The organism is Streptomyces sp. NPDC058240 (assembly GCF_042882135.1).
In the GTDB taxonomy this organism is placed as follows: Bacteria; Actinomycetota; Actinomycetes; order Streptomycetales; family Streptomycetaceae; genus Streptomyces.
The window spans coordinates 394,820-417,978 of sequence record NZ_JBHVWT010000002.1; the positions used below are offsets into that span (position 1 = coordinate 394,820).

Annotated in this window: 16 protein-coding genes and 1 pseudogene; 14 read left to right on the forward strand and 3 right to left on the reverse strand. The window is 68.4% G+C overall.

The features are described from left to right. Positions 1–166 precede the first annotated feature (166 nt). The 3 genes from ACFVX4_RS07055 to ACFVX4_RS07065 are packed head-to-tail and all read left to right on the forward strand — an operon-like array spanning position 167 to position 5,110. On the forward strand, positions 167–2,263 hold the full coding sequence (locus tag ACFVX4_RS07055) for a VWA domain-containing protein (protein ID WP_389972691.1): 2,097 nt from the start codon (positions 167–169) through the stop codon (positions 2,261–2,263). A gap of 28 nt (positions 2,264–2,291) precedes the next feature. Continuing rightward, complete coding sequence (locus ACFVX4_RS07060) at positions 2,292–3,080, forward strand: DUF4255 domain-containing protein (protein WP_389972693.1); 789 nt, start codon at positions 2,292–2,294, stop codon at positions 3,078–3,080. Further along, entirely contained in the window at positions 3,077–5,110 is a 2,034-nt protein-coding gene (locus ACFVX4_RS07065; RefSeq protein ID WP_389972695.1) for an ATP-binding protein, read from the forward strand. Before ACFVX4_RS07060 ends, ACFVX4_RS07065 begins: the two co-directional genes overlap by 4 nt. A 68-nt stretch (positions 5,111–5,178) precedes the next feature. Here the strand turns inward: ACFVX4_RS07065 and ACFVX4_RS07070 are convergent, their stop codons facing one another. Together ACFVX4_RS07070 and ACFVX4_RS07075 are read right to left on the reverse strand one after the other, a co-directional pair. Further along, positions 5,179–5,496 carry a helix-turn-helix domain-containing protein gene (locus ACFVX4_RS07070; RefSeq protein ID WP_383765750.1) on the reverse strand — a complete coding sequence of 106 codons (318 nt, stop codon included), beginning with the start codon at positions 5,494–5,496 and terminating at the stop codon, positions 5,179–5,181. Next, positions 5,493–5,876 carry a type II toxin-antitoxin system RelE/ParE family toxin gene (locus ACFVX4_RS07075; protein ID WP_389972698.1) on the reverse strand — a complete coding sequence of 128 codons (384 nt, stop codon included), beginning with the start codon at positions 5,874–5,876 and terminating at the stop codon, positions 5,493–5,495. Before ACFVX4_RS07075 ends, ACFVX4_RS07070 begins: the two co-directional genes overlap by 4 nt. A 433-nt stretch (positions 5,877–6,309) precedes the next feature. Between ACFVX4_RS07075 and ACFVX4_RS07080 the strand changes: the two genes are divergently transcribed. The 3 genes and pseudogenes from ACFVX4_RS07080 to ACFVX4_RS07090 all read left to right on the forward strand — a co-directional run bounded on the left by ACFVX4_RS07080 (position 6,310) and on the right by ACFVX4_RS07090 (position 10,201). Beyond that, on the forward strand, positions 6,310–7,122 hold the full coding sequence (locus tag ACFVX4_RS07080) for an alpha/beta fold hydrolase (protein ID WP_389972700.1): 813 nt from the start codon (positions 6,310–6,312) through the stop codon (positions 7,120–7,122). Continuing rightward, entirely contained in the window at positions 7,119–8,381 is a 1,263-nt protein-coding gene (locus tag ACFVX4_RS07085) for a cytochrome P450 (protein WP_389972702.1), read from the forward strand. Before ACFVX4_RS07080 ends, ACFVX4_RS07085 begins: the two co-directional genes overlap by 4 nt. Positions 8,382–8,850: 469 nt before the next feature. Then, positions 8,851–10,201, forward strand: a pseudogene (locus ACFVX4_RS07090) (IS1380 family transposase). Between the two features lie 860 nt (positions 10,202–11,061). Here ACFVX4_RS07090 and ACFVX4_RS07095 read toward each other — a convergent pair. Continuing rightward, positions 11,062–15,129: a hypothetical protein gene (locus tag ACFVX4_RS07095; protein WP_389972704.1), complete on the reverse strand. Its 4,068-nt coding sequence runs from the start codon at positions 15,127–15,129 to the stop codon at positions 11,062–11,064. A gap of 232 nt (positions 15,130–15,361) precedes the next feature. On the opposite strand from ACFVX4_RS07095, the gene ACFVX4_RS07100 reads away from it, so the two are divergent. From ACFVX4_RS07100 to ACFVX4_RS07135, 8 genes are all read left to right on the forward strand, one after another. Further along, complete coding sequence (locus ACFVX4_RS07100; RefSeq protein WP_389972706.1) at positions 15,362–16,912, forward strand: phage tail sheath family protein; 1,551 nt, start codon at positions 15,362–15,364, stop codon at positions 16,910–16,912. A 77-nt stretch (positions 16,913–16,989) separates the two neighbouring features. Next, positions 16,990–17,433, forward strand: a complete 444-nt coding sequence (locus tag ACFVX4_RS07105) for a phage tail protein (RefSeq protein ID WP_072488539.1) — start codon at positions 16,990–16,992, stop codon at positions 17,431–17,433. Then, positions 17,433–17,891: a hypothetical protein gene (locus tag ACFVX4_RS07110; RefSeq protein WP_389972708.1), complete on the forward strand. Its 459-nt coding sequence runs from the start codon at positions 17,433–17,435 to the stop codon at positions 17,889–17,891. The genes ACFVX4_RS07105 and ACFVX4_RS07110 overlap by 1 nt, the downstream gene beginning before the upstream one ends. After that, positions 17,888–18,031 carry a DUF6760 family protein gene (locus ACFVX4_RS07115; RefSeq protein WP_093896703.1) on the forward strand — a complete coding sequence of 48 codons (144 nt, stop codon included), beginning with the start codon at positions 17,888–17,890 and terminating at the stop codon, positions 18,029–18,031. Before ACFVX4_RS07110 ends, ACFVX4_RS07115 begins: the two co-directional genes overlap by 4 nt. 29 nt (positions 18,032–18,060) lie before the next feature. After that, positions 18,061–19,851 (forward strand): hypothetical protein, encoded by a 1,791-nt coding sequence (locus tag ACFVX4_RS07120; RefSeq protein WP_389972710.1) that lies wholly within the window; start codon positions 18,061–18,063, stop codon positions 19,849–19,851. 37 nt (positions 19,852–19,888) lie between these two features. Next, positions 19,889–20,326 (forward strand): phage tail protein, encoded by a 438-nt coding sequence (locus tag ACFVX4_RS07125; RefSeq protein WP_093549687.1) that lies wholly within the window; start codon positions 19,889–19,891, stop codon positions 20,324–20,326. A 5-nt stretch (positions 20,327–20,331) separates the two neighbouring features. Beyond that, a complete protein-coding gene (locus ACFVX4_RS07130; RefSeq protein ID WP_326766754.1) occupies positions 20,332–21,135 on the forward strand; it encodes a peptidase M23 in 804 nt (267 codons plus the stop codon). Further along, complete coding sequence (locus tag ACFVX4_RS07135) at positions 21,135–23,138, forward strand: VgrG-related protein (RefSeq protein ID WP_389972713.1); 2,004 nt, start codon at positions 21,135–21,137, stop codon at positions 23,136–23,138. Before ACFVX4_RS07130 ends, ACFVX4_RS07135 begins: the two co-directional genes overlap by 1 nt. Positions 23,139–23,159 lie beyond the last annotated feature (21 nt).

Here is a 23,159-nt window from a genome sequence, read left to right on the forward strand (position 1 = left end):
GGGTACGTACGTCGCCTCGCCAAGGGCTGTCCCGTAGAGCCCCCGCTGCCCTTTCGGGCAGCGGGGCCTTCCCGAGGGTGTGACTCCCGCACCGCTGTGCGTCCGCCGCCGGTGCAGGACCCTGACGTCCGGTGTGCCGATCGGGCGAGGGTGGGGGAGGACTTCCGTGCGCTGGTTCCAGCGACTTCCGCGGGCGTTGCCGGCGTTACGGTCGCGGCCGGACGGGCCGCCCCGGCCGGCACCGTCCGCCTCGCGCCGCACCCTCACCGCGCTCCGGATCCCGGCCCTCGCGCTGCTTCTCGTGGTCAGCGGCGTCGCCCCCGGCTCTGCCGTGACGTCCGGTGCGCCGGCGGTGTCGGTGCCCGAACCCTGGGTCACCCCCGCCGAGTTCACCGACGCGGTCGACCCGGGCGGCTCCACGGGCGTGGACAAGCGGGTGCGTACGCCCGCCATTCCGCCGAAACCCGATGTGGTGCTGCTGGTGGACGGCACCGGGAGCATGGGCAAACCGATCGGCGATGTACAGAAGGGTTTGAAGGACATCACGACGAAGGTCCGTGGACAGCAGCCGGACTCCCGTTTCGCGGTGGCCACCTATGGTGACGAGAAGGACGATCCGACGGCGGAGTTCGCTGTCCTCCAAGGGCTGACGACAAACCTGGACGACGTACAGAAGAACGGTGTCGACCAGCTGAAGACTTCCCGCGGCTACCGGAGCAAAGGCCCGTCCGAGGATTGGATCTACGCGCTGTGGAAGGTGGCCAACGGTGCGGACGGCGGAACCGTCTTCCGGGACGGCGCCAGCCCGGTGGTCATCCTGGTCGGTGACGCGTCGAGCCACAACCCCAGCAACAAGGTCCCTTACGAGGAAGCGGTGTTCGCGCTCCAGGACAAGGGCGTGCGCGTCATCGCCGTCGACGTGACCACCGAGGACGGCGACGGGCTCAACGGCTTCGGATACTCGAGCGACACGTACCAGGACCCCTACCACGAGCCCGACCAGGCCAAACGGATCACCGCGGCCACCAACGGCCGCATGCTCAACGGAATTCCGGGGGACGGAGTGACCGAAGCCATCATCGAGGGCTTCAACAACCTTCCCACCTCCGTCGGCTACCGCCTGGACAACTGCGATTCGCATCTGTCCGTCAGCCTCGATCCGCCCACCCAGCAGCTCACCAGCGGGGACACGGCGCACTTCGCCGAGAACATCGACGTCTCCGCGGACGCGCCCCAGGGCACCCGGCTGAGCTGCACCGTCCAGTTCCTGATGGGCACCCAGGCCCCGGGTACGGACACGATCGGGCCGGCCGCGGCGGCCGATCCCGACTTCCAGGAACAGATCAACATCGATGTGAACGACATCGACGCGCCCGTCGTCACCGTGGACGATCTGACCGTCCGGGCCAAGGACAAGAAGGGCGCGCGCGTGACGTACGACGCCACCGCCGAGGACGCCACCGACGGCACGCTCCCGGTGACGTGCAGCCCTGCCTCCGGTTCGCTCTTCCCGGTCGGCCGCACCACGGTGACCTGCTCGGCGACCGACTCGGCGGGCAATACGGGGACGGACACGGCGGATATCGAGGTCCTGGAGGCCCCTGTCCCACCCTCGGCGGATGTGGCGATGAAGGTCGACGTCAGCCCGGACCGTACCTACACCGGCCGCCCGGCCCGTGCCCGCTTCACCATCACCAATGCCGGTCCGGACCCGGCGACCGGCGTGGTCATCGGTTCCACCTGGCCGAAACCGTCCAAGGGGAGGGACCGCAGCCTGCCCGCCCTGACCCGCTGCACGGCGGCGAAACCGTGCACCGTCCCGGCCGGCGGCCGCATCGAGGTGACCCAGACGGCGACGTACCGCGCGGCGGTCACCGGGGACGTACGGGCCACCGTGCGCGGCACGCTGCCGGACCGCCGCGAGGCCAACAACCAGGACAGCGACCGGCTGCGCGTCCTGAAGCCCTCGCTGACCGTCACCCCGCAGGTCGCCAAGCCGGGCCAGCCGGTGCTGGCCCGCGGCAAGGACTACCCACCGGGCGCGACGGTACGTTTCACGTGGAACACCGGCATCACCCCCGGGGGAGCGACTGCCACGGTGGGCCGCGACGGCACCTTCGAGGTGCAGGTCCTGGTCCTGCGCAAGGACAAGCTGGGTCCGCGCAAGCTGAGGGCGGACTCGCGCGACCTCGACCGGCTGCAGAAACCGGTCCTGGTGGTGCAGCGGAATCTCCAGCCACCGGACTTCGCGGGCCGCGCATGAGCGCCGGTGACCGCACGGGAGTGATCAGGTGATCCACGAGGTCGACGACGTACTGCGGGCGCTGATCAGGGCGGAGGTGCTCGAAGGCGGCCAGATCGCGGTGGTCTTCGACGCCCCCACCCGGGAATGGGCGGCGAAGGTCAACGCGCCCATGGTCAACCTGTATCTCTACGACATCCGCGAGGACATGCGCAGACGCGAGCGGGGTCTGCACAACGACTACGACGAGCGGGGCACGATCATCGCGCGCCGTCGCCCGCCCCGGTTCTTCAAGCTGTCGTACCTGATCACGGCATGGACGAAGCGCCCGGAGGACGAGCACCGGCTGCTCTCGTCGCTGCTCGGCTGCCTGCTGCGTTACGAGGCGCTGCCGCCGGAGCGGATGACGGGCACGCTGGCCGAGATCGGGGCGGCCGTACCGATGTCGATCGCGCTGCCGCCGCCGGAGGACCGCTCGTTCGCCGACGTATGGAGCGCGCTGGGCGGGGAGTTGAAACCCTCGCTCGACCTGGTCATCAGTGTGCCGGTGACGGCCTCGCCAAGCTATGTGGTCGGGCCGCCGGTGGGCGACGAGGGCTTGCAGGCCCGCTTCGGGGACGTGCCCGAGAGCGCCGAGCCCGTATCGGAACCGATGCCGGGCCGCGGGGGCCTCCCGGTGTACGGAGGCCGTCCGGGGCGTCCGGGCGGGGGCGCGGGCTCTCGCATCTCCGATGCGGAACGGCGCCGCGGCCTGTCCCTGCGCATCACGGAGACCCGGAAGGCCCGGGACACTCGCACGGAAACCCGGAAGGCCCGTACGGAGGACAGCGCCGAATGACCACCGCGGGTGATCCGAACCTGCGCCATCTCCTCGCCCGCGCGGTGGCAGTGGAGCAGCGCATCCGACGGGCGGTCGAGGCCCGGCAGCTCACCGATCCGGACCCGGACGACGCCTTCCGCGGTCTCTACCTCACGGACGAGAACATCGCCCGGCTGCTGGACGAGAACGAGGCCCGCGCCTTCCCGTACCCCGTGCCGGACTCCGGTGAGGCGCCGGCGGAACGGTCCAGACTGACGTCCCTGGCGGGCGAGTTCGGCCTCACCGACCTCGATGTCGAGATCCTCCTCATCACGCTCGTACCGGATCTCGACGACCGCTTCGAGGCGTTCTACGGCTACCTGAACGACGACGTCACCCGCCGCCGTCCGTCCATCGGCCTGGCGCTGGGCCTGTGCGGGCTGTCCCCCGCCGACCAGGTGGCGCGCGGCCGGCTGTCGGCCCGTGCCCCGCTCCGCGAGGGCCGCCTCCTCCTGGTCGAGGACCTGGACCGGCCGTTCCTGAGCCGGGCGCTGCGCGTCCCCGACCGGGTCACCGCGCACCTGCTGGGCGACGACACCCCTGACCCGCGGCTGGCCGATCTCCTCGCCCCGTGGCATGCCGTACCGGGCGTCGGCGACCCGGCTCCGCTCGCCGGGGCGCTCGCCCACGGCGCCTCGCTGGCCTACCTCCGCGAGGACCAGGGCGGCGCGGGCACGGCGCTCGCCGCCTCCGCGCTGACCTGTGCGGGCCACCGGGTCCTGGGCCTGGACCTGGCGCGCCTCGCCGAGGACCCGTCCCCCGCCGAGGCGGTCCGCTCCCTGGTCCGCGAGGCCCGGCTGACCGGTGCGGGCGTGGCCTGCGCCCCGCTCGACGCGGTCTCCCGCGAGCACCCGGAGCTCCTGAGGCTGCTCACCGGCACCCCGGTCCCCACGATCCTGGTGGGCCGGGCTCCCTGGGATGCGGCCTGGTCCGCCGCCCCGCCCCTCCTCCTGCACGCCCCACGCGTGGAACCCTCCACCAGAGCGGCCCTCTGGACCGACGCGTACGACGCCCCCGTCCCCGGGACCATCGACGTGGACCGGCTGCTCTCGCCGTTCCTCCTCACCCCGGAACAGATCACCCGCGCCGCCCGGGGCGCCGCCCAGACCACCCACCTGGACGGCGGCACCCTCACCCCCGACCACGTCCGCCAGGGCGCCCGCGCCCAGAACGCGGCGGGCCTGGACCGCCTGGCCCGCCGCATCGAACCCACCGTCACCTGGAACGACCTGGTCCTCCCGCCGGACACCCACGCCCAGCTACGCGAACTCACGGCCCGCGCGAGGCACCGCGACCGGGTCCTGGGGGAGTGGGGCATGCGCCCCGGCGGCGGCAGGGGACGGGGCGTGTCCGCCCTCTTCGCGGGCGACTCCGGTACCGGCAAGACGATGTCGGCGGAGGTCATCGCCGCCGACCTCGGCCTTGACCTCTACACGGTCGATCTGGCGACGGTGATCGACAAGTACGTGGGCGAGACGGAGAAGAACCTGGAACGGATCTTCTCCGAAGCGGCGGGCGTGAACGGAGTGCTGCTCTTCGACGAGGCGGACGCGATCTTCGGCAAACGCTCGGACGTGAAGGACGCCCACGACCGCTACGCGAACGTCGAGAGCGCGTACCTCCTCCAGCGCATGGAGTCCTTCGACGGCCTGGCCATCCTGGCCACCAACCTCCGGGCCAACCTGGACGACGCGTTCACCCGCCGCCTGGACCTCGTCATCGACTTCCCGGTCCCCGACCCCGAACAGCGCCTCGTCCTCTGGGAGCGCTGCCTGGGCCCCGTACTCCCCCGGGGCAAGGACCTTGACCTCGCCTTCTGCGCGGAGAACTTCGAGCTGGCGGGCGGCAACATCCGCTCGATCGCGGTGACGTCCGCGTACCTGGCGGCGGACACGGACGAGCCGGTGACGATGCCGACGCTGATCCACGCGATCCAGCGCGAGTACCAGAAGCTGGGCCGGCTGACCCTGGCGTCGGAGTTCGGGCCGTATCTGGAGCTGCTGGCCTGAGCGCCCGACATCTGTTGATCGCCTGGAAGATCCGCTTGCTGCGCCCGACGAGCCGGTCGGGCTCAGCGTCAGGCGATCACGACACGGGAGCCGTTGAAGTTGGCAACGATCTCCAACTGCCCACCGAGCGCGGCAATGTACGCAGCGATGGTTCCGACCTCCGTGGCTGTTGTCCTCCCACGTTCGATGGCCGACACTCGCTCCTGCCGCACATGCATACGATCAGCGATCTCGCTCTGGGTCAGACCCAGTTGTTTCCGCATTTCGACCAGCCGATGCGCTCGCGCCTCGGCCACCATGCGATGGGCTCCGCGCTCGATCTCCTCAAGATCCTCGGCGTCGAAGACCTCATTCTTAACTTCGTCCCAGGAATGGAAAGTAGTCATTTCGACGTGCCCTTCTGCCGCTGAGCCAAGTGTGCCAACCAGTCGTCGTACCGCCCCTCGGCTACGGGGATCGACTGGCTGTACCACTCACGCCACCTTCCCGACTTGTTGCCGGCTACCAGTAGAACCGCGTTGCGGTCAGGGTCGAAGACGAACAGGATGCGAATTTCGCTTCTCCCGCCAGAGCCGGGCCGCAGTTCTTTGAGGTTGTGTAGTTCTTTGAGGTTGTGTATCGACGACCCTTTGATCCTGTCCACCAGAGGGCGTCCAAGGTCGGGCCCTTCCTCGACAAGCGCTTGGAGTGCCTGCCCCACAAGCCGAGCTGTGCCCCGGTCATCCTTTCGCAAGCCGAGCAGCCACTCGCGGACCTCGCCCACCATTTCAAGGCTCCAGGACATATACCCTCGCCGCATAGTACGTATGCATACTAGTACGCTGGCATGCTGTGGGCGAGGCGAGACCGAAACGTGTTAGTTGTCCCTCAAACGGGTGGCGCGCGGAGCCCCGCAGAAGCTGGCACGGTCTCTGTGCCCTGGTGTCGGGCCTGCTCGTCGAGGTGGACCTCACCATTGCACTGCCCGACTGAGTTCGCTGTTCACCATCGGGCTTCGAACGGCTTCCCCTGGCGGTCGACGTCAGCCCGTGGCTCCGTCCGGATGCGCCGGGCCGTACCTGGGGTTGCCGGAGTGATGCTGCCGGCCTGGCTTCAGAGGCATTTGCGTGGAGCCTTGCGCGAGATCGGGGTTGCCGCCACCGTGGTCAGGGCCGGGCCGGTGACCGACCGGGCCACTCCGTACGGCGACAGGAGTTCGCGTGACCGCATTGCCTGTTCTGCCCCACGAACTGCACGGCGACGGCCCGCACAAGGTCATCGCGGTGCACGGCTGGCTCGCCGACCGCTCCGCGTACGCCCCCGTGCTGCCGGATCTGGACCTCGGTTCGTTCCAGTACGCGGTGGTGGACCTGCGGGGATACGGCGAGGCCCGGGACGTGGACGGCTCGTACACCACGGCCGAGGGGGCCGAGGACGTGCTCGCGTTGGCCGACCGGCTGGGCTGGGAGCGGTTCTCGCTGATCGGTCACTCGATGGGCGGCTCCGTCATCCAGCGGACACTGGCCGCCGCGCCGGGGCGGGTGCGCAGGATCGTCGGGGTCTCGCCCGTACCCGCGTCCGGCCTGCCTCTCCCGCCCGAGCAGTGGGAACTCTTCGCCGCGGCGGCGCACGCCCCGCAGAACCGGCGGATCATTCTCGACACCACCACCGGGGGCCGGCGCCCCGCGGGCTGGCTGGACCGCATGGTGCGCCGCTCGGTCGAACGCAGCGACGCCAAGGCGTTCCGGGCCTGGCTGGACTCCTGGGCGGGCGAGGACTTCCACGACCGGATCGAGGGGTTGCCCGTGCCGGCCCTGGCCGTGGTGGGCGCACTCGACCCGGCGCTGTCCGCAGAGTTGCAGCGCGCCACCTGGATGCGCTGGTTCCCCCGGGCCGAACTGGTGGAGCTGCCGTCGTGCGGCCACTACGCGATGGACGAGGCCCCGCTCGACCTGATCCGCGTGGTGGAGGACTTCCTACGGGCGGACGCGGAGGACGGCGGCGGCGCGGAGGACGTCGGGGCAAACGCATGACCGGGTCCGTGCCGGACGTCTTCGACCCCAGGCAGTACGGGCGGGGCATCCCCCACGACCACTACCGCCTCCTGCGCGACCACCACCCCGTGGCGTGGCAGGAGGAGCCGGAGGTGCTCGGCTGGCCGGCGGGCCCCGGCTTCTGGGCGGTCACCCGGCACGAGGACGTGGTCCGGGTCCTGAAGGACTCATCGGTGTACTCCTCGTACCTGGGCGCCACCCAGATCCGCGACCCGGACCCCGCCGACCTCCCGTTCATCCGCCGCATGATGCTCAACCAGGACCCGCCGCACCACCGGCGCCTGCGCGCACTCGTCAGCCGCGCCTTCACCCCGAAGCGCATCGACCGCTTCGAAACGGTCGTCCGCGAACGCGCCCGGTCCCTGCTCACCCGCGCGGTCACCGAGGCGCGGGCCGGCGACGGCACCTGCGACCTCGTCACCCAGGTCACCGACGACTACGCCCTGCTCAACCTCACCGACCTGCTCGGCGTACCGGACACCGACCGCGCTCTCCTCCTCCACTGGACCCAGCGCGTCATCGGCTACCAGGACCCCGACGAGGCCGGAACCCCGGAACTCGGCCCGGACGGCAAACCGCTCAACCCCCGTTCCCCGTCCGCCCTGCGCGACATGTTCGACTACGCGCACGCGCTGGCCGCCCACAAGCGCCGCCACCCCGCCGACGACGTCATGACATCTCTGGCCACGGACCCCGAACTGGCCGCCCCCGAGCTGGAGATGTTCTTCTTCCTGCTGGTGATCGCCGGAAACGACACCGTACGCAGCGCGGCCCCCGGCGGCCTGCACCTCCTGGCGGAGAACCCCGAGGCGTACGGTCGCCTGCGCAACGGCGAGGTGGGGTTCGCGACCGCCGTCGACGAACTCCTCCGCCGCCACCCGCCGGTCCTCACCTTCCGCCGCACGGCCACCCAGGACACGGTGCTGGCGGGCACCCGTATCCGGGGCGGCGACAAGGTGGTCGTCTTCCACGCCTCCGCCAACCACGACGAACGCGTCTTCCCCGCCCCCTTCACCCTGGACCTCACCCGCACCCCGAACCCCCACGTCTCCTTCGGCGACGGCCCGCACGTCTGCCTGGGCGCTCATTTCGCGCGCTTGCAGCTACGGGTCTTGTACGAGGAGACGTGCCGCGCTCTGTCGGCATCGCTCGAACCTGCGGGTTCACCGAGGCGCCTGGTGTCGAACTTCATCAACGGTCTGAAGTCGCTGCCGGTGAGGGTGGATACTGACGCATGACAATGCTTCTTCCGAATACAGCTGGATGTTTTGTGTCGACAGGCTGCGGAACGCCCTAGCGTAGAGCAGCGAGCGCATTCCATCGCCAAAACTGCGGGTGCCGGGCTGCCAGGTCGATGACGACTGACAGGTCGCCGATACTGTCGCGCGCCCTCTGATAACAATCTCACTTGGAGTAATTGGCGACGAGACCAAAGGCACCGACGCACTCCAAAAAGTCACATGGTGAACAGCCATAACGAACCCGGCTGGGTGCCTACAGAAGCGCCAAATGTGACGGCAGCCTCGTCACGGGTTTTGTTCAGATATCTTTCTCGCCACCCCAATGCGCCGGGGGGAGCTCTTAGCCTCGGGCTTTCATGAGCGTGCTCGTCCAAGGCTTGATCAAAACGGCGGAGAGTGCTCCTGACCTGCAACGATGGGACTTGTCTAGGGTCCTGTCAGCTGCAAGGGAAGAAGCACTCTCCAGGTGAGTAAGTGTATCGGGTTGTACCTGCGTGTCCGCGTCGAGGGCGGTGGCTGTGGGGTGGTCTCGCAGGCCGGGGCGGTGCTGCTGGCCGAGACGGTCCGCAAGTCCGGCCTGGACACCGCGATATCGGTGGCATTGACGCCGTGGCGCAAGCCGCGGGCGGTGCATGACCCGGGCAAGGTCCTGCTGGATGTCGCGCTCGCGACGGCTCTGGGCGGGGACTGCCTCGCCGATGCCGCCATGCTGCGGGCCGAGCCCGACGTGTTCGGCGCGGTGGCGTCCGACCCCACGGTCTCACGGCTCATCGACGCCCTCGCTACAGCCGGACCGAAGGCACTCACCGCGATCCGGTCGGCACGAGCCGAAGTACGTTCGCGGGTCTGGGAACTGGCCGGGGCTAACGGTCCGGCCGCCGATGGTCACGTGATCGTCGACATCGACGGCGTGCTGGTCCTTGCGCACTCCGAGAAGCAGGACGCCACCGCGACCTGGAAGAAAACCTTCGGCCATCATCCGCTCGTCGCGTTCGTCGACCACGGCCAGGCCGGGTCCGGAGAGCCGGTGGCCGCGCTGCTGCGGCCCGGAAACGCAGGCTCCAACACCACGAGCGATCACATCACCACCACTGGGCTCGCCCTGGCTCAACTCCCCCAAACACCTGCGGCGGGGCCGGCAGACACTGATCCGCACCGACTCCGCCGGCGGCACCCACGCCTTCCTCGACTGGCTCTCCTGCTGGGGCCGGTGGCTGTCCTATTCCGTCGGAATGACCACCACCGACGCCATCCACCAAGCCGTCCTGAAGATCCCGAAGAAAGCATGGACACCGGCCTACGACGCCGGCGGCACCGAACGGCCCGGCGCCTGGGCCACGGAGATCACTGACATGCCCGATCTGAGCACCTGGCCCAAGGGCATGCGGCTGATCGTCCGCAAAGAATGGCCGCACCCTGGCGCGGACTGCGACTGACCTGCTTCGCGACCAACCCCAAAGGCGGTCAGCTCGCCGACCTCGAACTGCGCCACCGACGACGAGCCCGCTGCGAGGACCGCATCCGAAACGCCCGCGACACCGGCCTGCGCAACCTGCCCCTGCACGACACCGCACAAAACCGGATCTGGCTGGAGATCATCTCCCTCGCACTCGATCTCCAGGATGCCGATGCTCGCCCTGACTGGCACCACCCGCCGCCGGGAACCCAAGAAGCTCCGCCTGCGGCTGTTCTCCGCCGCCGCCCAGTTCGTCACCACCGGCCGCCGCCTCTGGCTCCGCCTCGCCGCCCGATGGCCTTGGACCGACGAGATCACCCGGGCAATCGACCGGCTCAATGCCTTGCCGAGCCCCGGCTGACCAGCCACACCGACCACCCCAACGATCCGTACCACCGGGAAAGTGGAACCCGGCGCCCACTCGACGCGACAGCCGGGCCGTCAACGTGCCCCACCCCGAAAAGACCGCACCTCGCAAACACAGAGCCCCCGTCAGCACACCGACGAGGACTCATGAACGATCGAGGTTAGTGGAGTAGACGGGGCATCAGGTCGTCACGTTTGAAGTATGAGTAGGCCTGGTGAGGCGAGCCCGTCAGCAGTTCCTTGACTTGCGCGATGGAAATAACGGGGTGACTGTAGTCCGGAAATCTTGTCAGAGAGAGCCCAGGGCGGCAGAGATGATATCCATTACGTCCCCGGTAGCAGCGAACCTGAACCCCTTCGGAATGAAGGCGATGTGTCACCTTCCAGGGCAACTCCCCTGACGCCTTTACGCGGTGCCCTCTACTGGATAGCTCGGGAATTGTCTCGCAATAGGATGATAAGGAAAGCGGATTTCCTGTCACGTCTATTTCGCAAGGTTGCTTCAAGTCGAGCAAAGGGGTCAGGTCCTCAATAAAGTTCCTGGGAGTCTGTAGCTTCTGTATGCTGAGCCGGCCAAGTCCGAGAAATGTTCGAAGTCCGCTATCTTGGATGGTGAGTGACTTCATTCTTTCGAGCCCGCTGAGACTGTCGAGCGAAACCGGGTCACAGCCGATCAGGATGGCGATTCTCAGATTTGTGCAGTACTCAAGGGGTGAGAGATCGGTAGAGTATTTTGTTGCCAGTTCAGTGATCGAGGCCAGTTCGCTGGTGCCGAACGGTTCGCTGTGCCCGAGGGTGTCGGACAGTGCTTCAACCATTGCCGAATCAAGAGAGAACGTCAACGTATCTCACCCTTTATAGAAGGCCTATACCTGCGTCTCGGAAGTTCTGCTCCACGCGCTCGTAGTTCATGCGTTGCCTCAGGGCAAGTTTCCAAAGCTTTATGTTCTCGACCGACTCTCTCTCGACAGCCTCATTCGGCATTACGGTCACGGCCTTGTAAGTCGCTTCAACGGTGATATTTCGCTGATCTTCGGTATACGCCGTATCGTCCCCATCCCACATCAAGTATCCCCGCTTGAGTAAGGCGGTCATGATGCCTAGGAATCGTTTGGGTGTGCCATTTGGATAACGCTCTATGAATGTATCGAAATAACCGCGCAGGCCGTCATGCCATTGGGCGTCGCGTCCGTTGAATATGTGATTTCCTTGGGCGTCGGCAAAAGCGCCAGCGTGGGCATCCAGTTGATGACTGCCTGTTGCCGTCGGATCTTCTACCACCCGCACCTTCCAAATCACGTGGGCGGTAAAGGAGCGCAGGTTGTTTTGCAGGTCTATCCACTGCACAGCCGCAGGAGTGCGTCCCTGACTGATTGCGAGCTCGATCATTTTGATCATGTAGTCTGTGGGTATCCATTCGTGATGCCCAGACTTGATCTTCCTGAATTCAGTCTTCAGGAACTCCCTGTTCGGGTTGCGCTCACTGCCAGTTCCGTTCCAATAGGTCTTGAGCTCATCAAGTGTGATCCCCTCGGAGCTTTCCTTCTCACTCGCCATGTCCTTCATGAAGTCGATTATGCCACGCTTTTCTACGGCGTCTTTGAGTCGCTGGTCGGCGGCGGGGGGACTGTTGGGAAGGGGGGAGAACCTTCCGTAATCATTTTCGTCCGGCTTGAATGTTAACGTTGCGAGTGTTTCCAGTGTCTTTTGTTTCTTGTCCGAATCTGGTTCGAGTCTTTCGGTGGTGTCGATCCCCGTCTTTTTGATTTCCGGAACTGCTGCATTGCCGAGTTCGCGTAGAAATTCACGGCGTACGGAATGGTCGGAGTTTGCGCTTTTGACGAAGACATAGTCTGCGAAGACCTTGGTGTGGCCATATGGCTTCAGTCGATTGGCCTGGACGAAGTGCGGCAAAAGTTTTTCTCGTGTCGACGGCCTTGCCAAGTAGTCCATTGCAGGCTTTTCGCTCACTGGAAATATCTGCCGACTGGGCCAGATTTTTTTGTTACTGATTAAGCTCTTGGCGAGCTGGCTTTCCCACCAGTTCTGGTAAACTTGCGGAAGAAATTCCATTGCGTGGCTAGGGAGATGAATTTTTATCCCTGCCAAAATTTCATCGCGCTCCTTTTCTCCCAGTTCTGTATTGTCTACCTGTGCACCCCCGACTGGCGTTGCAGGGCTTGCGCGGGCAATTATGATGTACTTTCCCGTATTGCTTCCATTTGGCTTTGCGTATAGGTCTCTGAGCCCTTCGGGTTTCAGTTCGATCAGAGTTTGCCGTAGTAATCCGTCCAGGTTCCGTTTGCTCTTGAATGCGACCTTCGTGGAGTCAGAAAGGCGCTCTCTCGCTTTCTTCTTCACGTCGAAACTCTTCTTGCCCTCCTTCTCCCCGCCTTTCCCCTTGAGCTTCGCCCAGAGTTTCTTTCCTGCCTTGGTGATGAAGTTGACGATTTTGTCGATGGCGCGGTTGACGGGTTTGGCGACGGCGTGGAAGACGGATTTGACTTTGTTGGCGAGGTTGCCGATGCCGAGGAGTGAGGCGAGGAAGCCGATGAGGAGGGGGACGCTGGCGGCGAGGGCGGCCTCGACCATTTTCGGGACGCCTGCCGAGCCGCCGTTGGCGATGGCGATGACGGCGTCGAGGACGGCGTTGACGAATTCGACGATCTGGGCGCCCTGGTTCACGATGAACGTGACGATGTCGATGATTCCCTTGACCGCGCGGACGAAGGCGGAGGCGGGGTTGAGGAGGGAGATGATCCAGGTGATCCCGGCGATGATGACGGTGGGGATCAGGTAGCTGGTGAGTTTTTCGAGGATGGTGGCCTTGAGGTCGCCGGCCTCGGACTCGATTTCCTTGACGGCGCCGGCGGGGCCCTCGGCGGCGAGTTTCTTCGCGACGGGGACGGACTGTTCGGCGGCGGTCAGGGCCTGGTCGGGGATGCCTTTGCGGGTGATGCGGGCGCGGATGTTGGCCCAGCTCAGGCCGAGGAGGGAGCCGATGAGCTGGATGATGCCCTTGAGGTCGAACTTCTGCGGGAGTTCGAGGCCGGCTTTGACGGCGGTGCCCAGCAGCCAGGACACGACGCCGGTCTTGAGGTGTTCGGCGATGTTGGTGACGAAGAGCTGGAGCCCGGCGCCGACCGCGCGTACGAGGTTGCCGAGGAACCCGATGGGGTCCTTGATGATCTTCATGATGGCGGAGGCGGCCTTGGCGAGGATGCCGAGCAGGAGGTTCTTCAGCTCGTTGATCGTCTTGATGACGCCGACGATCGCGTCCTTCGCCTTGTCGATCAGGCCCTTGTTGGCTTCCTGGAGCTTTTTGATCTCCTCGTCGACCTTGTTCAGCGCGGCGGTGTACTTCTGCGCGAGATCCTGGATGAGCTGCTCGGACTTCTCGTTGACGGTGGCTTCGAGGTCGTCGAACTTCCCCGCGAAGTCCTTCGCCGCGTCCTCCCCGAACTGCTTGAGATCGGCGGGGAGTTTGTCGACCTCGGCCTTCAGCTCCGCCCGCCCCTTGCCGATACGGGCCTTCGCCTTCCCGAGCTCCGCACCGATGATGTCGGCCACGGACGAGATGACGCCCTGCATCTTCGCTACGTAGAGCTTGCGGGCCTCCTGGTAGAGGTTGTTGGCCTCCTTGGGCAGGCCCGCGAACTTGTCCTTGACCCAGCGCGCCTTGCCGGTCCAACTCGAGTACCGCTTGTCCTTGTACGCCTTCATCCGGCGCTTGTGGTCCGCGGTGAACGCGTCCCGGGCCGCCTTCTCGCCCGAGGTGAACTTGTCGTCGACCTTCTTGTCCAGCCCGGACAAGGTCTCCTCGACGTCCTTCTTCGTACCGTCGTAGACCTTCTGCAGCTTCGCCGTTACCTCGGCGCGCCTCTTCTCGTCCTTCGACTTCGTCTCGCCCTTGCCGCCGTCGACCTGTTTGCCCGCCGAGGCCCGGGTCGCGGTCAGGGCGGTCATGGCCTGGGCGCCGGAGGCCGCCGCCCCGGCCTGGGCGGTGCTCAGTTGTTGGGCCTCGGCCGCCTTGCCCTTGGCGGGGGCCTTCGCGGAGTCCGTCTCGGCGGTCTTCTTCGCGGAGAGGGCCTGGTCGAACTCGGGCTCGTTGCCCTTGGCGAGCTGGTCCTCGGTGACCTCCGCGTCCGCCATCGCCTGGTCGTTGGCGGCCGGGCCTTCGGAGAAGTCCGTGACGGAGGCGGGCTGTTGGGCGGGAGTGGCATCCGCCGGCGACGGGGCGCCGGGGTTGGCGGGTGCCTGGTCGGGGGACATCGGGGTGACGGGTTTTTCCTTGGCCGCCGATGTGTCCGGCGGGGCCTTGGTCGCCGTGTCGATGTCCTTGGCCGAGGACTCCTTCCCGTCCTTGACCTTCCCGTCGACCTCGCCCTTGATCTGATCTGCCTTGCCCGACTTGGAGAACTTGTCCGCCTGGTCCAGGTTCTTCGGTGCCTGCGCGTCGATCGCCTTGTTCACCGCGTCGATGAACGCCTGCTTGTTGAACTCACCCGGCTTCGCGGCGTTCATTTTCTCCGCGTTGGCCGCCTTGCCCTGGGCTTGCTTGTCGTCGGGAGGCGCGACCGCCGCGTCCTGTGCCGACTTCGACTCCGTGGCGGCCGGGGCGTGCGCGGCCAGGCGGCCCCTCTTCGCCGCCACATCCGCCTTGACCTTCCGGAAACCGGGCGCCTGGGCGGGGGAGGGTTTTACCGGGGCCGTGTAGCGCTGGGCCACCAGGCGGGAGACGGCCCTGTTGCCCGCCGCGCGTTGCAGGCGTTGCAGGCTGCGGGGGGCGGGGGCCGGGCGGTCGCCCGGTGGGCGCTCCGGTGCGGTCGTCGTACGGGAGACGTCCGTACGCGGGCCAGCTGTACGAGAGGAAGCGTCGCCGGTACGGCCAGAGGCGGGGCCCTTCTCCGGAACCTCCCTCATCCGCCCTCCCGGCCGCAGATGTCCCTGTCGGCGTCCCAGGGTGTGCGCGGGGCCCGCGAGATACGCAGGGCAGGAGCACCGCGATCGGGGCAGCGCCCGCCGGTACGTACAGCGCGGGGGCATTGCCTGATCGGGCAGCGGCCGGTGCACGGGTGGGCGGCCGAGTGTCCGTTCCCGGTGATCGCCGCTCTGGCAAGAATTGCGGGCGTTCCCCGGCCAAGGAGAGACTCACATGCCGTCGTACCTGTCCCCGGGCGTCTACGTCGAAGAGATCGAGTCCGGGTCCCGGCCGATCGAAGGGGTGGGCACCTCGGTCGCCGCCTTCGTCGGCTTCGCCCAGAAGGGCCCGTTCGACGAGCCGACGCTGATCACCAACTGGAGCCAGTTCGCCGGGACGTTCGGTGACTTCGTCGACGGTACGTATCTGGCGTCGGCCGTGTACGGGTTCTTCGCCAACGGCGGTGGTGTCTGCTACGTGGTGCGCATCGGTGACGGAACCGAGCCCCCGGCGGACGGGGAGGACGACCAGGGCGCCGGGCAGCTGCCCGCGGGGTCGGAGACACAGCTCGGGCCGTACGCGGTGAAGCCCCGCCCCGGTGTGACGGGAGAGGTGACCGTCGAGGTGGCCGAGGCGGAGGGGGACGATCCGCCCTCCGACGTCTTCCAGCTGATCGTGAAGCGGGACGGGCAGGTCGCGGAGACGTACCCGAGCGTCACGACCAAGCGCAGCAAGGAGAACGTCGCCACCCGGGTCAACGCGAAGTCGGAGCTCATCGAGATACGCGAGACGGCCCGCGGAGCCGCCCCGGCCAAACCCGGGCCGCAGAGCGTGACCCTGGCCCCCGCCGCGCCCGCCTCACCCGCTGCCGGGGCACTGACCCCCGAGCTGTACGTGGGCGACCCCGACCGCCGGACCGGGCTCGGCGGGCTCGAAGCGGTCGAAGAGGTCACGACCATCGCCGTGCCCGACCTGATGAGCGCGTACGAACGCGGTCTGCTGGACCTGGAGTCGGTGATCGCCGTGCAGCAGGGGCTGATCGGCCACTGCGAGTTGATGGGCGACCGCGTCGCCATTCTCGACCCGCCGCCGGGACTGAGCCCGCAGCAGATCCGCGCCTGGCGCACCGACCGCGCCAACTTCGACTCCAAGTACGCCACGCTCTACTACCCCTGGATCCGGGTCGCCGACCCCTCGTCCGGGCGCGCCCGGCTCGTCCCGCCGAGCGGCCACATCGCCGGGGTCTGGGCGCGCAACGACGAGTCGCGCGGTGTGCACAAGGCCCCGGCCAACGAGGTCGTGCGCGGGGCGGTCGCCCTCCAGACCCAGCTGACCAAGGGCGAACACGATCTGCTCAACCCGATCGGGCTGAACTGCATCCGGTCCTTCCCCGGGCGCGGCATCCGGGTCTGGGGCGCGCGCACGCTGGCCTCCGACCCGGCCTGGCGCTATCTGAACGTCCGGCGCCTCTTCAACTACCTGGAGGAGTCGATCCTCGCCGGCACGCAGTGGGTCGTCTTCGAGCCGAACGACGACGCCCTGTGGGCCCGTATCCGGCGCACAGTCTCGGCGTTCCTGGTCAACGAGTGGCGCAAGGGGGCGCTGTTCGGGCTCACCCCGGAAGAGGCGTTCTACGTCAAGTGCGACCGCGAGACCAACCCGCCGGAGAGCATCGACGCAGGTCAGGTCATCTGCGAGATCGGGGTGGCACCGGTCAGGCCGGCCGAGTTCGTCGTCTTCCGCCTCTCCCAGCTGACCGGGGGCACCGGCGGCGTCGACGAGTAGCGCCGCCGGGAGCCGGGCCGTAGCAGCGCGGCCGTCCTGAGGTCCACCAAGCGGTTAAAGCGGTAAAGGAGCCTGTTGTGCCACTTCCCGATCTCGACAGCACCGTCGGGGCCTCCTTCGGCCTCGAATTCGACAGCGTCGTCATCAAGCAGATCACCGAGGTCAGCGGTCTGAAGATGGAGCAGGACGTCATCGAGCTGAAGCAGAACACCGCGGACGGCCGCTACGCCATCAAGAAGCTCCCCGGCAGGCCGAAGGCCGGTGAGGTGACCGTGACCCGCGGTCTCACCGAGGACAACAGCTTCGAACGGTGGATCAAGGACTCCCGGTTCGGCCGGATGACCGCGGCCCGCCGCAACGGCGCGGTCATCGTGTACGACCACGAGGGCATCGCCATCAAGCGCTACAAGCTCATCAACGCCTGGCCGAAGTCCCTGGAGATCGGCACCCTCAAGGCCGGTGACACCTCGGTCCTGACGGAGAAGCTCGCGATCACCTACGAGAGCATGGAACTCGACTGATGCGACGTACGGCTCCGGCGGAGGCCTTCGAACGGCCGGACGCGCACCTCCCGGCCGGCGGGAGCGGGCGGACCGGCCAACGGGACACGCTCCGTACCGAGTTCACCTTCGAGCTGCCGCGCGGGTACGTCGACGATGCGGGCGTGGTGCACCATACGGGCGTCATGCGGCTCGCGACCGCGCGCGACGAACTCGTACCGCTGCGGGACGACCGGGTGCGGGAGAACTCCGCGTACCTCTCGGTCGTGCTCATCGCCCGGGTCGTCACCCGGATCGGCACGATCGACGACATCCACCCCGGCATCATCGAGGACCTCTTCGCCTCCGACCTGGCCTTTCTCCAGGACTTCTACCGGCGGATCAACGCCGAGGGGCACACCCGCGCCGCCGTCACCTGTCCGGCCTGCCAGGAGGAGTTCGCGGTGAATCTCGCCGGTGGCCGCCTGGGGGAATCGTGACGTACGCGGCCGACCTGCTCTACGAGGAGGTCGCGTACCTCGCCTATCACTTCCACTGGCCGCTCGATGAGCTGCTGGACCTGGAGCACCCGGAACGACTGAGGTTCGTCGCACAGATCGCTCGCCTCAACGGGCAGTAGCGAACAGCGCAGGGAGGGCGGAAGAATCCATGGGCCTGATGTCCTGGCTGCGCGGTGGCGGGCGCACGGAGACGAGTACGAGCAGTACGGCTGCGGAGGCGGGCAGCGCGGGCGCCACTGTGCCGGCCGTGCCGCGCGAGCGGGTCGACCTGGCCGAACTGCCGCCCATCCAGCGGACCCTGGGCACTCAGGATCTGGTCATCGACCCCTCCGGATTCCAGGGATCGCTCTCCACCCGGCAGGATGCCTCGCTCGGGACACCGCTGGGGCATCTGGTCAGCCCGGACGCGCCCACCGGGCTGGTGCACGGGATCACCGCCCCGGCCACCGCGGACCGTCCGTCGCCGGTGCAGCGGTCCGTGCAGCGGTCCGTGGAACGTTCGGTGGAGCTGCCGGTCCGCGCCAGGTCCATTCCCCTGTCCGTGCCCCTGTCCGTCCCCTTGTCCGTGCCCGTGCAGCGCGCTGTCCCGGGTGGTGAGCCCGCGATGACGTCGGCCGGGGAGTCGGCCGTGGCGGAGTTGCCGGTACGCCAACTGGTGGGCGAGCAGCCCTTGGTGGCGGCGCCCGAATCCGCTGTGCCCGAATCCGCTGTGCCCGAGCCGGCTGTGCCCGAGCCGGCTGCGCCCCGGCCGGCCACCCCGGCCCCGCCCGTTCAGCGGTCGGTGAGGCCGCCGGTCCCGGACCGGCCCCGGCGGGCGCCCGGACTCGGCGCGCCGATGTCCGCACTGCCGCCCACGGCACAGCGACAGACTGCCCACGCCGGTCCGGAGGCGGAAGGGGCGGCCGGAGCGGTTCCGGTCGCCCGGAGTGTGGCGGACGGTGGTGCCGGTGAGGTACCCGAGGCCCCTCAGGTACCCGCGGCCACGGAGGCGGCCGCCGACTCCGACGCGCCCACCGCACCGCTGCTCGGCGACTCTCCCCTGCTCCCCGCCGCGTCGGAGTCCGTACCGACGCCCGCGCCCGCCCCGGCCGTGCAGCGGACTCCCGCCGTGCCGCCGCAGGCGCCCATGGCGCCGCCCCCGACCACCGCTCCGGTCGCGCCGCTGCTCGCCGACCGGCCCGTGACGCTCCAGAACGGTCGGAACGGTGGGGCGGGCGCCGTACAGCGCTCCGCCGCGGACGGGGTGGCGCTGTCGCCGCCGGCCGGTGCGGGCCCGGTACCGGGTCCCGGGCTGCCGTTCCTGCCCGATGCCGTACCGGTGCGCTGGACGCCCGCCGGGCCGGGTGCGCCGTCGATGGCGGCGGCGACACCATCCGTACCGGCGGCGCTGCAACGTACCGCCACGACTCCGGGGCAGGCCACGGGTGCGCCCTCCCCGCCGCTTCCCGCCCTGCAACGTCAGGCAGTCGGGGGGCCGCCGGTGCCGCGTTCATTGCCGGGTTCCGGTAGCCGTACCGCACCGTCCGCCGCCCACACTCCGTCCGCGCCCTCCTTCACTTCGGCCGGTTCGGTCGCCGTGGCCGCCGGGGTGGCTCAGCGGATGGCCGACGGCAGTGTGGTCTTCGGGACACCGCCCCCGCCGTACGCGCCGCCCGTCGTCCAGCGCGAGACGGAGACCGAGGAACCACCGCCACCGGATCCGCCCCAGGAGCCCTCGCCCGAACCCGATCCGGAGCCCCGACCGGAACCGGAACCCGGGTCCACGGCCGAGGGCCACGGTGCGCCGGGTGCTCCTGCCCACGCCACCGCCCCAGGTGGAGCGCCCGTCGTCACCGACGAGCTGGTACGCGCCCTGTATCCGCCGCTCAGCAGGCTCTTCAAGGCGGATCTGCGGCTGGAACGCGAACGAGCGGGATTCCTCATCAACACCAGGCACTGAGATCACCATCAGGCACTGAAATCGAGAGGTACGCGCCATGGCCACCGCCCAGGACAACGATCCCGCCGTCAGTGTCTGCTTCGTCGTCACGATCGACGACATCGAGCTCGGATCGTTCAACACATGTGACGGGCTGGGCTGCGAAGTGGTGCTCGAAACACGGGAGGAGGGCGGCAACAACGGGCATCTGTGGCAGCTGCCGACCCGCCTGAAGTACTCGAACGTCAAGCTGTCCAGGCCGCTCACCAAGGAGACCGAGAAGGTGGCGCGCTGGTTCGCCACCATGACGACCGGGTTCAGCCGCAAGACGGCGCACATCGAGGCGCGCACCGGGGACGGGCAGAAGGTGGCCCAGTGGGGGCTGCTGGAGGTCGTGCCCGTCCGCTGGACCGGCCCCTCCTTCACCCCCGAATCGCCCAAGGTCGCGATGGAGACGATCGAGATCGCCCATCACGGCTATGTGATGGAGGGCTGAGCGTCGTGAGCGGTGCGGGTCCCATCGCCTTCAGCGCCGCCGGTACGTCCGGGGCGTCGGCCGCGAAGGCGGGCAAGGGCGGTTCGGCCAGGCCCAAGCTGGAGCACGCCTATCTGGAACTGCGGACCCCGCCGACCGGCGGCGGCCTCACCCCCGGCGGCCCGTGCGGGCGGATCGACTTCCAGTTCAACCCCAAGGAGCTCAGCCTCACCAAGGCCGCCTCCTGGAAGCGGAGTCCGGCCAAGGGCGCGAAGAGCTCCGGCCCGCCGGAGTACCAGGGCTCGCAGCCCAGCAAGCTCACCGTGGAGATGTTCTTCGACGCCAGCGACACCCAGGACACCCGCGTGGTGACCTCCGTGGAGCAGCTCTTCGCGTGCTGCGTGCCGACGAACGAGACCCGTCAGCAGCAGCGCTCCTCGCCGCCGTGGGTGGTCTTCCACTGGGGCGGGCTGACCGGATTCCCCGGCTACGTCAGCCAAGTACAGGCGAAATACACCCTGTTCACCACGTCGGGCGTGCCGATCCGGGCCGTCTGCCAGGTGACGATGGAGGAGATCAGCGGCGACACCCCGGGCCAGAACCCGACCTCGGGCGCCCTCGCGGCCCGCCGGGTGCACCGGCTGGACGCCGGGGACTCGCTGCCGTCGCTCGCCCAGCGCGAGTACGGCGACCCGGCGGCCTGGCGGGTGATCGCGGAGGCCAACGGGATCGACGACCCGATGCGGCTGGCCCCCGGCCGGCAGCTGCTGCTTCCCGCGCTCGACGAGCTGAGCCGGCTCGAAGAGGGCCGGGACGGAGGGCGGTCCTGATGGCGCAGCCGGGCGTCGCGACGGCGCTGGTGGTGGAGTTCGGCGGCAGTCCGCTGCCGGCGAAGTTCGTGAACACGCTGGTCGAGGGGTACGTCGACGACAGCCGGACGCTGCCCGACCTGTTCCTCCTGCGCTTCCGCGATCCGGACCGGGTGCTGCTGGAGCAGACCGGGCTGAAGATCGGCAGCGAGGTCAGGCTGCTGGCTCGGGCGGGCGGCGACCCGGCACCGAAACCGCTGCTGAAGGGGGTGGTCACCGCGCTGGAGGTGGAGCTCGACGAGACCGGCACCTTCACCGTCGTACGCGGTCTCGACGAGTCGCACCGGCTGTTCCGCGGACGCCGGGTGGCCAGCTACCAGAACATGACCCTCGCCGACATCTGCGCCCAGGTCGCCCAGCGCGCCGGACTGAAGCCGGGAACGGTCGACGTGGCCGGTCCCGTGCTCGAACACATCGCCCAGCCCAACGTCACCGACTGGGAGTTCATCCGGGACCTGGCCGAGGAGGCGGGCGCCCAGGCGTACGTGCTCGACGGGCAGCTGCACATCACCCGGCCCGCGGAGGCGAGCGGCGCACCGGACGGCTCGGCGCGGGCCGACCGCAATCCGCTGGTCCTGGAGATGGGCAGCAATCTGCTGCGCTGCCGGGCCGGGGTGTCCTCCGCCGAGCAGGTCTCCGAGGTCGAGGTGCGCGGCTGGGACATCAAGGCCAAGCAACCGCTGGTCGGGCGGGCACCCGCCGGGAGGTCGGCGACGCTGGAGCTGGGGGTGAGCGCGGCCGAGGTGTCCGCCCCGTTCGGCGAGGCGCGCTTCGTGGTCACCGACGCGGCGTACGGGGCACAGGCGCAGGTGGACCAGGCGGCGAAGGCGCTGGCCGAGCGGATCGCCGGGTCGTTCGCGGAGCTGGAGGCGGTGATCCGGGGGAACCCGGAGGTGCGGGCCGGCAGCGCGGTGGCGCTCAACGCGGTGGGGGCGCCGTTCGAGGGGCGGTACACGGTCACGTCGTCGCGGCATGTCTTCGACCCGGTGCGCGGCTACGAGACCTGGCTCACCGTCTCCGGTCAACAGGAGCGCTCGCTGTTCGGGCTGACCGGCGGGGGGCCGGGGGCCGGCGGGTCCGGAGCCGGCGGGGGCGGATCGCGGTGCGCGGGGCTGGTCAGCGGGACGGTCACGGACACCCAGGACCCGGAGGGCTCGGGCCGGGTCAAGGTGCGGTTCCCCTGGCTGTCGGACGAGTACGCGAGCGACTGGGCGCGTACGGCCCAGTCCGGCGGGACGAGCGGCGGCGAGGCGTTCATCCCCGAGGTCGGGGACGAGGTGCTGGTGGGGTTCGAGCACGGGCACCTGGACCGTCCGTACGTCCTCGCCGGTCTGTACAACGGGAAGGACCGGCCGTCCCAGGGCAGCGGCAGCAGCGGGGGCGGCGGAGGCGGCGGGGGCCCGGCCGGCGGTGGACCGGGAGGCGCGGCCGGTGCGGTGCCCGGAGCCGTCTCCGACGCACCGTCCACCGCGGGACCCGCCTCGGAGTCCGCCCCGGGAGACCCGCTGGTCGACCCGACCAGCGGGGCCGTCAACCGACGCTCGATCGCCTCCAAGAGCGGCAACCAGCTGGAGATCCTGGACAACGCCAACGGGCCGCAGGGCGTACGCCTGCTCACCGGCGACGGAAAGCTGAAGATCGATCTGGACCGCAAGGGCACCGTGATCGTGATCAACAGCGACGGCAGCGTGAACATCGAGGCCAAGCAGCAGGTGTCCATCAAGGCGGCCCGCGGGGTCGCGCTGGACGGCGGGCAGGGAGCGCTCGAACTGAGCGGTGACAGCGTCACGTTGAAGTCCCGCAGCGGAGTGAGCGTCGACGGCGGGACCGGCGAGGTCAAGCTCTCCACCGGCGGCACGGTGGACGTCCGGGGCGCCCAGGTCGCGGTCAACGGAACGCAGCGCACCGACATCAAGGGCGGCTCCTCCCTGGCCATCAACGCACCCATGGTGAAGATCAATTGACCGCGCGGACGCGCTGAGCGA